General features: G+C 56.3%; 12 protein-coding genes. 5 read left to right on the forward strand and 7 right to left on the reverse strand.

Going from position 1 to position 12,124, the window contains the following annotated elements; genetic code table 11:
- Nucleotides 1-101 precede the first annotated feature (101 nt).
- From ubiD to ACNQ0W_RS04975, 3 genes are all read left to right on the forward strand, one after another.
- Nucleotides 102-1,598 carry a 4-hydroxy-3-polyprenylbenzoate decarboxylase gene (gene ubiD, locus ACNQ0W_RS04965; RefSeq protein ID WP_023295742.1) on the forward strand — a complete coding sequence of 499 codons (1,497 nt, stop codon included), beginning with the start codon at nucleotides 102-104 and terminating at the stop codon, nucleotides 1,596-1,598.
- 39 nt (nucleotides 1,599-1,637) lie between these two features.
- Nucleotides 1,638-2,339 (forward strand): NAD(P)H-flavin reductase, encoded by a 702-nt coding sequence (gene fre, locus ACNQ0W_RS04970; protein WP_003860778.1) that lies wholly within the window; start codon nucleotides 1,638-1,640, stop codon nucleotides 2,337-2,339.
- 215 nt (nucleotides 2,340-2,554) lie between these two features.
- Nucleotides 2,555-4,174: an ABC-F family ATP-binding cassette domain-containing protein gene (locus ACNQ0W_RS04975; protein WP_062933150.1), complete on the forward strand. Its 1,620-nt coding sequence runs from the start codon at nucleotides 2,555-2,557 to the stop codon at nucleotides 4,172-4,174.
- A gap of 38 nt (nucleotides 4,175-4,212) precedes the next feature.
- Here the strand turns inward: ACNQ0W_RS04975 and ACNQ0W_RS04980 are convergent, their stop codons facing one another.
- Nucleotides 4,213-4,500, reverse strand: coding sequence for an HTH-type transcriptional regulator (locus ACNQ0W_RS04980; RefSeq protein WP_003860776.1), 288 nt, complete (start codon nucleotides 4,498-4,500; stop codon nucleotides 4,213-4,215).
- A 330-nt stretch (nucleotides 4,501-4,830) separates the two neighbouring features.
- Between ACNQ0W_RS04980 and ACNQ0W_RS04985 the strand changes: the two genes are divergently transcribed.
- Nucleotides 4,831-5,541, forward strand: coding sequence for a DUF3053 domain-containing protein (locus ACNQ0W_RS04985; RefSeq protein ID WP_062933151.1), 711 nt, complete (start codon nucleotides 4,831-4,833; stop codon nucleotides 5,539-5,541).
- Nucleotides 5,542-5,785: 244 nt separating this feature from the next.
- On the forward strand, nucleotides 5,786-5,998 hold the full coding sequence (cspA, locus tag ACNQ0W_RS04990) for an RNA chaperone/antiterminator CspA (RefSeq protein WP_003860775.1): 213 nt from the start codon (nucleotides 5,786-5,788) through the stop codon (nucleotides 5,996-5,998).
- Between the two features lie 58 nt (nucleotides 5,999-6,056).
- Here cspA and ghrB read toward each other — a convergent pair whose 3' ends face one another.
- The 6 genes from ghrB to ACNQ0W_RS05020 form a co-directional block, all read right to left on the reverse strand.
- Nucleotides 6,057-7,031, reverse strand: a complete 975-nt coding sequence (gene ghrB / locus ACNQ0W_RS04995; RefSeq protein WP_017694736.1) for a glyoxylate/hydroxypyruvate reductase GhrB — start codon at nucleotides 7,029-7,031, stop codon at nucleotides 6,057-6,059.
- 27 nt (nucleotides 7,032-7,058) lie between these two features.
- Nucleotides 7,059-8,339, reverse strand: coding sequence for an MFS transporter (locus tag ACNQ0W_RS05000; protein ID WP_017694735.1), 1,281 nt, complete (start codon nucleotides 8,337-8,339; stop codon nucleotides 7,059-7,061).
- A gap of 117 nt (nucleotides 8,340-8,456) precedes the next feature.
- A complete protein-coding gene (locus ACNQ0W_RS05005; protein ID WP_023315195.1) occupies nucleotides 8,457-9,395 on the reverse strand; it encodes a sugar kinase in 939 nt (312 codons plus the stop codon).
- A 3-nt stretch (nucleotides 9,396-9,398) separates the two neighbouring features.
- Entirely contained in the window at nucleotides 9,399-10,148 is a 750-nt protein-coding gene (locus ACNQ0W_RS05010; protein WP_062933152.1) for a sugar phosphate isomerase/epimerase family protein, read from the reverse strand.
- Nucleotides 10,149-10,250: 102 nt separating this feature from the next.
- Nucleotides 10,251-11,267, reverse strand: coding sequence for a LacI family DNA-binding transcriptional regulator (locus ACNQ0W_RS05015; RefSeq protein WP_015569988.1), 1,017 nt, complete (start codon nucleotides 11,265-11,267; stop codon nucleotides 10,251-10,253).
- A 180-nt stretch (nucleotides 11,268-11,447) separates the two neighbouring features.
- Nucleotides 11,448-12,110: an OmpA family lipoprotein gene (locus ACNQ0W_RS05020; RefSeq protein ID WP_062933153.1), complete on the reverse strand. Its 663-nt coding sequence runs from the start codon at nucleotides 12,108-12,110 to the stop codon at nucleotides 11,448-11,450.
- Between the last annotated feature and the right edge of the window lie 14 nt (nucleotides 12,111-12,124).

Genomic DNA, 12,124 nt, shown 5'->3' on the forward strand with positions numbered 1-12,124 from the left:
ATGGCGAAAAAGAGAGTAAGTCGTGGAAGTTCACGCTAATTTAACAAAATTACAGCATCACGCGGTCTTACGCCGTATAATGAAGCGCTTACAGAGAGGCCATGATTAACTGCATGAAATACCACGATCTACGCGACTTCCTGGCGCTGCTGGAAAAGCAGGGCGAACTCAAACGCATTACGCTTCCTGTTGATCCGTATCTGGAAATGACAGAAATCGCTGATCGCACCCTGCGCGCGGGCGGCCCGGCGTTGCTGTTTGAAAACCCAAAAGGCTACGCCATGCCGGTGCTGTGCAACCTGTTTGGCACACCTCGCCGCGTGGCGCTGGGGATGGGACAGGAAGATGTCACGGCGTTACGTGAAGTGGGCAAACTGCTGGCCTTTCTGAAAGAGCCGGAGCCGCCAAAAGGGTTCCGCGACCTGTTCGACAAGCTGCCGCAGTTTAAGCAGGTGCTGAACATGCCCACCAAACGCCTGCGCGGTGCGCCGTGCCAGCAAAAAGTGCTGGAAGGCGATGCGGTTGATCTGACCAAAATTCCCATCATGCAGTGCTGGCCTGACGATGCCGCACCGCTGATCACCTGGGGCCTCACCGTGACGCGTGGGCCGCATAAAGAGCGTCAAAACCTCGGCATTTACCGCCAGCAGCTGATTGGCAAGAACAAGCTCATCATGCGCTGGCTGTCCCATCGCGGTGGGGCGCTGGATTTCCAGGAGTGGTGCGCGGCCCATCCGGGCGAACGCTTCCCGGTTTCCGTCGCGCTGGGTGCCGATCCGGCAACCATTCTGGGCGCGGTGACGCCTGTTCCTGATACGCTGTCTGAATATGCCTTTGCAGGGCTGCTGCGCGGCACCAAAACCGAAGTGGTGAAGTGCATCTCCAATGACCTGGAAGTACCGGCCAGCGCAGAGATTGTGCTGGAAGGTTATATTGAACAGGGCGAGCTGGCGCCCGAAGGGCCGTACGGCGACCACACCGGCTATTACAACGAAGTGGATAACTTCCCGGTGTTTACCGTCACGCACATTACCCAGCGTGAAGATGCCATCTATCACTCCACCTATACCGGTCGTCCACCCGACGAACCGGCGGTGCTTGGCGTGGCGCTGAACGAAGTGTTCGTGCCGATCCTGCAAAAGCAGTTCCCGGAAATCGTTGATTTTTATCTGCCGCCGGAAGGGTGTTCGTATCGCCTGGCGGTGGTGACGATGAAGAAGCAGTATGCCGGTCACGCTAAGCGCGTGATGATGGGCGTATGGTCTTTCCTGCGCCAGTTTATGTATACCAAGTTTGTGATTGTCTGCGATGATGACGTCAATGCCCGCGACTGGAATGACGTCATCTGGGCCATCACCACGCGTATGGATCCGGCGCGTGATACGGTATTAGTGGAAAACACGCCGATTGATTACCTGGACTTTGCCTCGCCGGTTTCCGGCCTTGGCTCAAAAATGGGACTGGATGCCACGAACAAATGGCCTGGCGAAACCGACCGTGAATGGGGGCGCCCGATCGAAAAAGATCCTGCCGTGACCGCGCGAATTGACGCGATCTGGGACGAGCTGGCCATAATGAATAACGGTAAGGCAGAATAAGACCGTTTAGCCCTATAGACTTCCCGACAGAGAGAGCGAATGACAACCTTAAGCTGTAAAGTGACGTCGGTAGATGCTATTACCGACACCGTATATCGCGTCCGTTTGGTTCCTGAAGCGGCATTCTCATTCCGTGCCGGTCAGTACCTGATGGTCGTGATGGACGAGCGTGATAAGCGTCCTTTCTCTATGGCCTCAACGCCAGCAGAGAAGGAATTTATTGAGCTGCATATTGGTGCGTCTGAGCTTAACCTGTACGCGATGGCCGTGATGGACCGCATCCTGAAAGAGCGTGAAATAGTGGTCGATATTCCTCATGGCGAGGCCTGGCTGCGTGAAGACGAAGACCGTCCGCTGATCCTGATTGCCGGTGGCACGGGCTTCTCTTATGTCCGCTCTATTCTGCTGACCGCGCTGGCGCGTAATCCAAATCGCGATATCACCATCTACTGGGGCGGCCGTGAAGAGAAGCACCTTTACGATCTGTCTGAGCTGGAAGCGCTGAGCGTAAATCATCCAAACCTGCGCATTGAGCCGGTTGTCGAGCAGCCGGAAGAGGGCTGGCGCGGGCGTAGCGGTACGGTGCTGACTGCGGTATTGCAGGATCACGGGACGCTGGCCGGGCACGATATCTACATTGCCGGTCGCTTTGAAATGGCAAAAATTGCCCGCGACCTGTTCTGCAACGAGCGTGACGCGCGGGAAGATCGTCTGTTTGGCGATGCGTTTGCGTTTATCTGATTGAGAGACCCGCTTCGGCGGGTTTTTACGCTCGGGCAATAGCCTGGTGAAAATTTAACCTTGAAATGGGCGGCGCATTGCCGTTATTCTTGTTCCCGTTAAATTTCGCCCTCAGGAGCGCCCCCCAAAAATGAACAAACACGACTGATGAATTTCGATCCTTGCTCAACGCACCGCGTCGGCAGGGGATGTTTTGATTTCATTCAGGAGTGCTTATGGCTCATTTTGCGCAGTCCCCCTCTTTTATTTTGCATCAGGTCACCTGTCAGTTTGCGACGGGCGATATCCTTTTTGGTCCACTGAATCTTTCTCTGGATGCGTCAGTGTACGCGCTGGTTGGCCGCAACGGCAGCGGTAAAACACGCCTTCTGCGGCTGCTGGCAGGGGTTGATGAACCCGCCAGCGGTCATATTGAGCGCTTTGGTACACACGTCTATGTGGCGCAACAGCAGGATATTTCTGCGGATACCACGCTTGCCGGACTGCTTGGTTACGACGCGATCTTTGCGGCGCGCACGCGCATCGACAGCGGTCATTATGAACCCGACGATCTCGACACGCTCGACGGTTACTGGGATCTGGCTGAACGGCTGAGCCAGGCTTTTATCGCTGCAAAACTTCCCCCTTTTGACCCGAATAAACGCGCGGCAGAACTGAGCGGCGGCGAGCGCATTCGTGCTTTGCTGTGCAGCGCATTCACCGCAGATGCTGATTACCTGCTGCTGGACGAACCGACCAACCACCTCGACAGGCAAGGCCGCGTGTGGTTCTACGAGCAGCTTTCCCGGTATCAGGGCGGGGTACTGGTGGCCTCTCACGACCGTGAGTTGCTGGCCCAGGTACCGCGTATCCTTGAACTGAGCGCGTTGGGCTTGCGCAGCTACGGGGGGAATTATGCTGACTATCGAACCCAGCGTGATGCTGAGCAACTGGCTGCCCGCGCCGCGCTGGAGCATGCTGCCACCGAGCGCAAGCGTACCCGCGCCCGTATGCATAAAGAGCATGACGACAGCCTGCGGCGTTCAGCCAAAACGCTTCGCACGGTCGACAGCCTTAACATCGCCTCGTTTGAACGGGTCAAATACAAAGGGGCGGCGAAAGAGCGTATTGGTTCCTGGAAAAAACAGCATAGCGATCAAAATCATGCTCTGAACGCTGCGGTCAACCAGGCACGCGAGCGGGTTGAAGAGGATCACGTGGTGATGTTTACCCTGCCGGGCAGTGAAATCCCGGAAGGAAAACAGGTGCTGGTGCTGGAAGAACTGGTGCTTCCGCACGTGCCTGTCTCCCCGATAAACTGGCGAATGGATGGCCCGATGCGCGTGGCGCTACGCGGGCCGAACGGCTGTGGAAAATCCACGCTGTTGAAAGTGATGTTGGGCGAAACCGCCCCTGTTACGGGAACCTGTAAGGTCTCCGTCAGGTGTGCTTATCTCGATCAGCATCTTTCCCGGCTGGATCTGTCGCAGTCGGTGATGAAACACCTTAGCCTGGGCAATACGCCGCTCGAAGAGGGGGCGCTGCGTACCCGTTTAGCGCAGCTTCAGCTGGGCGCAGAGAAAGTGACACTACCACTGGCCGAACTGAGTGGCGGCGAGCGCCTGAAGGCCGCGCTGGCCTGCGTATTGTGGCGTGAAGCGGCAACGCAGCTGTTGCTTCTGGATGAGCCGACCAACCATCTTGATCTGGCCTCTGTTCAGGCCATTGAAGCGGCCTTAGCCGATTACCCCGGCGCGCTGCTGGTGGTGTCGCATGATGAAGCCTTTCTGGCAGGGCTGAAGCTGACGCATGAACTGGTATGGGAAGAGACGGGATGGCGATGTGAAAGCCTGTAAACACAAGCCCCCGCAAGGGCGGGGGCAAACAAACTTTATCAGGCTAACTGCTTGCGAAGGTCAGGGTTTGCCTGGATCAGGCGCATCAGCTTTAGCTCGGCTGGGGTAGGTTTTTCACGTTTTGACTCCCACTCCAGCACCATCGCTACGCTGACACCCATCGCTCTTGCGAATTCATCTGTTTTCAGGCCCGATCCTTTGCGTAAACGCTCAAATTCACTAAAAGGATTGGACTTTTGATTCAGGGTAACCGTCGGCGGTACATCTTTAAAAATAATCTGTTCCAGGCTGCTCAGCAGCTCAAACTCAGGATCTTTTAATTCCATTGAGAACTCCTCATAAATCACACATCGGGATCATGAACATCAGAGAGCCTGTTAAGAATAGTCCCTAAACCAGACACAGGATCGTCACGGCTGTGATTAATTGTGCGATAACGATCGCTTTACGCGTTTCAGCTATATGGATAGTTATGCTAATTACCTGATTAGTCATATGTAGGGATGCACAGGTATTTTTTTGTAAATAGTCAGTACAAAAACGGGAATACCCGTTTTGCATGAAAACTCTATCTTGCAAGGCTGACCTGGACTATCCTTGTCAGCGTTGGGCACGCGTGTGCCGGTGTGCGCTTTTTGGGTGAAAGGAGTAATAAAATGGCGACAGGAAAGTCCTGCTCTCGCTGGTTTGCGCCTATTGCGGCGTTGTTGATGGTTGTTAGCCTGAGTGGGTGTTTCGATAAAGAAGGCGATCAGCGCAAAGCGTTTATCGATTTTTTACAGAATACAGTGATGCGTAGCGGCGAGCGTTTACCAACGCTGACTGCGGATCAGAAAAAACAGTTTGGTCCATTCGTGTCGGATTACGCCATTCTGTATGGCTATTCACAGCAGGTAAGCCAGGCGATGGATTCCGGTATTCGCCCGGTAGTGGATAGCGTGAATGCTATTCGCGTTCCACAGGATTATATGACCCAGCGCGAACCGCTGCGCCAGTCAAATGGCGCGCTTGGGGTACTGAGCCAGCAGCTGCAAAATGCCAAAATGCAGGCTGATGCGTCGCGTTCCGCGTTGAAGCAGGGCGAGGATCTCAAACCGGTCTATGACCAGGTGTATGAGAAAGTCGTGACCAAGCCGTCAAACGCCTTGCAACCGCTGATCCCGGCGGCGCAGGTCTTTACTCAGCAGCTGGTTCAGGTGGGTGACTTTATTAGTGAACAAGGTACGCAGGTGAGCTTCGTCTCTAACGGTATCCAGTTCCCAACCTCCCAGCAGGCGAGCCAGTACAACACGCTGATCGGGCCGCTCGCGTCCCAGCATCAGGCCTTTAGCCAGGCCTGGAGCGCAGCGGTCGCTGCTACGGAATAAGAAAAACCCCCGCTTCGGCGGGGTTTTTTTTATGCTTGATGAAAATAACGCTTGTCATTCATCTACCACATCGGTATAACTATGTTCGTCGGTTTGTTACACAGACCTAAAGCAGTTTAGTAAAGCAGTCCAGATTGTTATCCATAGATACCCTTCGTAGTGACCCTTCCTTCATCGCTTAAAAATCTGTAACGCAATCCATCAAGCCGGAAGGCACAATATATTTGTTAATAAGGTAATTTCTATGTCTGCTAAAATGACTGGTCTGGTAAAATGGTTCAACGCTGATAAAGGTTTCGGCTTCATCACTCCTGACGATGGCTCTAAAGACGTGTTCGTACACTTCTCTGCTATCCAGAACGATGGCTACAAATCTCTGGATGAAGGTCAGAAAGTTTCCTTCACCATCGAAAGCGGCGCTAAAGGCCCAGCAGCTGGTAACGTTGTAAGCCTGTAAGCTTCCAGCCCAGTAGCACAAAATTCAAAAACCCGCCTTCTGGCGGGTTTTTTCGTTTCTACTGTTGTATCTGTGGGTTAACGCAGTTCTTATCCACTTTACCGCCGAGCGCGGCAATCAGGTTATCCACGGCGGTCGCCGCCATATTGTAGCGTGTTTCATGAGTGGCAGAGCCGATGTGGGGCAGGGCGACGACGTTCGGCATGGTCAGTAGCGGAGAATCCACCGGCAGCGGCTCCTGTTCAAACACGTCCAGACCGGCGGCGTGGATCTCACCGTTTTGCAGTGCCTCAATCAGCGCCTTCTCATCGACCACCGGACCACGACCCGCGTTAATGAAAATGGCCGATTTCTTCATCTTTTCAAACGCCGCTTTGCCGATGAGATGACGCGTTTCATCCGTCAGCGGCAGGATCAGGCAGACAAAGTCGGCTTCCCGCAACAGCGTATCAAGCTCGCAGTAGCGGGCGTTGAAACGTTCTTCAGCTTCACTGTGGTGACGGCGTGCGTTATACAGGATGGGCATGTTGAAGCCAAAATGGGCGCGCTGTGCCAGCGCCAGACCGATACGGCCCATCCCAACAATCCCCAGCGTTTTGCCATGAACGTCCACGCCGAACCAGTCCGGGCCAATGCTTTTCGTCCATTCGCCCGCTTTCACGCGCTCGGCCACTTCCACCACGCGACGCGCGGTGCTGAGCACCAGCGCCATCAGCGTGTCGGCGACGGTCTCCGTCAGGGCATGGGGCGTGTGCATCAGCAGGATGTTGCGCGCGTTTAGCGCATCCACGTCGAAATTGTCGTATCCCACCGAAACGGTTGAGGTAGCACGAAGCTTCGGCATTTTCTCCAGCAGCGCTGCATCCACCTTTTCGCTCGAACCCAGCAGGCCCTCGGCGCTGGCAAACGCGTCGGCGTGCTGCGCCACGGTTTCCGGGCTAAGGTTCTTGACCCGGGTAACGGTAAAGTGTTCCTCCAGGCGTTTTTGCAGATCTTCAGGCAGTGCTTTGTACAAAATGACGGACGGCTTCATGCTAATCTCCGTTGATTTTAAAAGGATTCAGGCGTGGCGTGCGCCGACGGGTAGCTGTTGATTATTAGCAGGCTTAACGATCAGAGTAAGCCATACCGAGGCAAAAAGCGCCACCCCCATAAAGATGTAAGAGGCCGACGGGCTGCCGGTGGCGCCGTTCAGATAGCCCACAAACCACGAGCCAAAGAACGAACCCAGCGCGCCCATACTGTTGATCAACGCCATCGCGCCCCCTGCGACGTTACGCGGCAGCATTTCCGGGATGATGGCAAAGAACGGACCATACGGGGCATACATGGCCGCACCCGCAATCACCAGCAGAGTGTACGAGACCCAGAAGTGGTTTGCGCCTACGGCCCAGGAGCCAATGAAGGCAAAAGCAGCGATCAGCAGCAGTGGCCAGACGAACAGCTTACGGTTTTGCAGCTTGTCCGATGCCCAGGAGACGATAATCATCGCGATGGTCGCAGCCAGGTAAGGCACGGATGACAGCCAGCCCACTTCCACCATGCCAAGGTTTTCACCGCCGCTGCGGATAATCGACGGCAGCCACAGCACAAAGCCGTACACGCCAATGCTCCAGGTAAAATACTGTGCGCACAGCAGGATGACATTCCGGGAGCGGAAGGCTTCGCCGTAGTTACGCACCGCTTTCAGCCCCTGCTGCTCTTTATCCAGCTGCGCCTGGAGTGCGGCTTTTTCGTCCTCAGAAAGCCATTTTGCCTGGGCTGGCTTATCTTTCACCAGCACCCACCAGCAGAAGGCCCAGATAATCGCGGGAACCCCTTCGATGATGAACATCTCGCGCCAGCCGAAGGACTGGATCAGATAGCCGGAAACCACCGACATCCACAGCACGGTGACCGGGTTACCGAGTATCAGGAACGTATTAGCACGTGAACGCTCAGATTTTGTGAACCAGTTGCTGATGTAAATCAGCATTGCTGGCATGACGGCCGCCTCAACCACGCCGAGAATAAAGCGAATGGCCGCCAGCGCAGGAATGTTATTCACCACGCCAGTAAGCGACGCACAGGCACCCCACAAGATCAGGCAGATGAAAATGAGCTTTCGCACGCTGCGGCGTTCAGCGTAAATCGCGCCGGGGATCTGGAAGAAGAAATAACCCAGGAAGAAGAGGGCACCCAGCAGGGAGGAGACCCCTTTGGTGATCCCAAGGTCTTCGTTGATCCCCGCGGCGGATGCGAAACTGAAGTTGGCACGATCCAGGTACGCCAGGCTGTACGTGATAAACACGATTGGCATGATGTACCACCAGCGTTTTACTGCATTGGTCGAACTGTTCATAGGCTTGCCTCTGTTGTTGAGGTTGTTGCCGCCGTTGTCTGTAGGGTACACGGTGGCTTAATTATCTGGTGCGGATTGCTGCCCTCACCCTGGTCCTCTCCCTGTGGGAGAGGGAATTTAGACGCCGAGCTCTGCTCGTGTTGGTAATCCTTCGCTGTCGCCCTGCACCTGAATCGCCAGCGAACCAATTTTGTTGCCTCGCGCCACGGCCTGCGACAGTGGTTTGCCCTCCAGCAGGGCGCTGATGACCCCGACGGCAAACCCATCGCCCGCGCCTACGGTATCGACCACGTTGTCGACTTTTACCGCAGCGACGGCGCCTTGCTCGCCGTCGGCAGTTTTGAACCATGCGCCGTCGGCACCGGTTTTCAGCACCACGGCTTTTACCCCTCTGTTGAGGTAAAAATCAGCAATGCCTTCGGGCGTGCTTTCGCCAGTGAGGATCATTCCCTCTTTTATGCCCGGCAGAACCCAGTCCGCCTGAAACGCCAGTCGGTTGAGTTTCTCAGCCATCTCCGCTTCGCTTTTCCACAGCACCGGGCGCAGGTTCGGATCAAAGGAGATCGTTTTGCCCTGCGCTTTCATTGCCGAAGCCGCATGATCTAGTAAATCGTACGAGCTGGCCGAGAGCGCCGCCGCCACGCCGCTCAGGTGCAGGTGGCGCGCGGAGGAGAAATACGCGGCGTGATAATCATCCACGGAGAGATGGCTTGCCGCTGAGCCTTTGCGGAAATACTCCACGATGGGATCGGTTCCATTTTCAACTTTAGATTTCAGCTGAAAGCCCGTCGGGAAGCGTCCGTCAAGGGTCACGCCTGCGGCATCAATGCCCTCTTTTTTCAGCGAGTCGAGAACGAAATGGCCAAAGCTGTCATTTCCCACGCGGCTTACCCAGCCGACATTCAGCCCCAGCCGCGCAAGTCCCGTCGCGACGTTCAGCTCTGCGCCCGCCACGCGTTTAATGAAGTGCTCCACTGCGCTCAGCTCGCCCGTTTCGGTGGCGACAAACATCGCCATGGCCTCGCCAATGGTGATGACGTCCAGCGTCTTGTGCATGGTTTACTCCTCGCGCAGCAGGTTGACGTAATGGCGGGTGACGGCGGTGAGATCCGTCCCTTCCAGCGGAAATTCGATGCCGCGTGGCGCATCGGCAGGCAGCTGATTAAGCAGATCCCGCCAGCGAGAATCGGCCTGATCCGGCGCGACGGCGCGGAACTGCGCCTTATGTGGGACTGCGACCTTCACATGAATATAGCTCACGGCGGGAGCCAGCTGACGTGCAGCCTCTTCCGGGGAGTCGCCAACCCACAGCCAGTTGCCCATATCGAACGTCAGCGTGACCGGCAGCGCCATTACCCGGCAGGCGGCTTTGAAGCGCTGCATCGGCGCGAGCTGCCCGCAGTCGGTCTGGTCGTTTTCCACCACCAGCGTCATGCCGCTTTCATCCAGCAGTGCGCGCAGGGCTTCAAGGGGTTGTTTGCCGCTGAAATGACCCAGCGAGACTTTAAGCCACAGCGCGTTCAGGGCGCTGGCTTCGCTAAGGTAGCGCGGGAGATCCGGGTTGAGGGTGCCATCGGGCATAAACAGGGGGGCCGGGGCGGAGTAGCACGCCAGTAAACCCAGCAGTTCAATGGACTCGCCGAGCGCAGGCAGGGCCATTAACTCGTCGTTGCTGAAGAGCTCGCGGCGGATTTCAACGCCATCAGCCCCTGCGCCGGCAATAACGGGAAGCATCGCCCGTTGACCGCCTGCCTGTCGCACCTGGTCCGCGCCATACGCGGCGGTGACCACCATAATTTTCCTGCTCATTTCCTGACTCCAGAGCGTAATCGATAGTATTACGCTAGATGGAACCGGTTCCAAAGAAAAGATCGGGATGCTGAATTTATGATCGCTGTCACGAAGGGGAAATTAACGGGCAGTAGAGCCGCGAACGATCAGTTCGCCGGAAAAAACCTGCTCGCGTACGGCGTCGCGGGTGCCTTCAATGCGGCGAACCACTTGTTCAACCGCGGCATAGCCGATCTGCCAGGTGGGTTGTTTGAGGGTGGTGATGCCTACGCCAGCCAGTTCTGCCCATTCCAGTTCATCAAAGCCGAGTAAGCCGATGTCGCTGCCCCAGTGCAGGCCAATGCGTTTAAGCGAGCGGGCAACCTGAAGCGTCAGCGCCCCGTTCGCGGAGATCACCGCTTTGCGCATTCCCCGATGGCGGGTATGGAACTGGCGCAGGGTATTATCCAGCTGCCCGGCTTCATGCAGGGGGATTTCGGCATTCTCGGCGATCACGCCCGGATATCGCGCCAGCGTGGCACGAAATGCAGCCAGGCGGTCGCGGCGGGTGTTAACCATGCCCAGCGGTTCGCTCAGGAACAGAATGGCTTCGAAGCCCTGTTCAATCAGGTGCTCTGTGGCGGTGGTGGCCGCCTGGGTGTTATCCAGCCCGACCACATCGCAGGCAAATTCCGGGATTTTGCGGTCAATAAGCACCATCGGCAGAGAAGATTGTTGCAGGCGATTTAGCCCCTCTTCGCGCATCCCGACGGCATTCACCACAATCCCTTCCACCTGATAGCTGCGCAGCAGATCGAGATAATGCAGCTCCTGATCAACCTCGTTATTGGTGTTACAGACCAGCGGGGTAAAGCCTTTCTCACGGCACGCCGCTTCGATGCCGCTGAGGACGTTAACGGAATAGGGGTTGGTGATATCGGCGATGATAAGGCCAATCAGACGAGTGCGACCCCGCTTGAGACCGCGCGCCATCAGGCTGGGACGGTAGTCGAGATCGGCAATGGCCTGTTCGATTCGCGCCAGCAGCGCATCGGAAAGCAGGTGTTTCTCGCCGTTGAGGTAGCGTGAAATGCTGGTTTTACCGGTTTTGGCGGCTTTCGCCACGTCGCTGATGGTGGCCCGGGTTGGTTTGATCATCGCTGATTTCCCTGAATTTAGTGAGAATACCTTAGCGGGAAAATCTGGCGAATCAAGCTATTTGCCGGGTGGCGGCTTCGCTTACCGGAGGTTGCGGTCTGATGCCTTCACCCCAACCCTCTCCCACGGGAGAGGGCGCAAACACTAAAAACGGCAACGGGGTTGCCGTTTTGCTTTTACCTACTGCAAAGGACTCAACGTAATCTCAACGCGGCGGTTCTGCGCTTTGCCTTCCGCCGTGCTGTTGCTGGCGATCGGGTTAGCCGGACCCATGCCGCTGGTGCGGATGCGGTTCGCTTCAACGCCCTGGGCGATCAGCGAGCTGGCCACGGAATCGGCGCGCTGCTGCGACAGACGCATGTTCAGATCCTGGCTGCCGGTACTGTCGGTGTAACCAATCACGTTCACGGCGGTTTTATTGTACTCTTTCAGCACCGCGGCCACGCCGGTCAGGGTGTTCGCGCCTGCGGGTTTCAGCGTCGCGCTGCTGCTGTCAAAGGTCACGTTGTTTGGCATGTTCAGGATGATGTTGTCACCGCTGCGCGTCACGCTCACGCCCGTACCTTTCATTTTGTCACGCAGTTTTGCTTCCTGCACATCCATGTAATAACCCACGCCGCCGCCCAGGGCTGCGCCTGCCGCTGCGCCAATCAGCGCACCTTTGCCGCGATCTTTCTTGGAGGAGGAGAGTACGCCAACGCCAGCGCCCACCAGGGAACCAATACCCGCGCCAATGCCGGATTTGCCCGCTTCGCGTTCGCCGGTGTAAGGGTTGGTTGTGCAGCCTGAAACAGCCAGTGCGCCGCTCACCAGAGCGGCAATAACGAGTACGCGTTTTTTCATCTTATTTCCTTAAT

The sequence above is a fragment of the Enterobacter cloacae complex sp. 6730903 genome (assembly GCF_048283985.1).
GTDB lineage: Bacteria > Pseudomonadota > Gammaproteobacteria > Enterobacterales > Enterobacteriaceae > Enterobacter > Enterobacter hormaechei_C.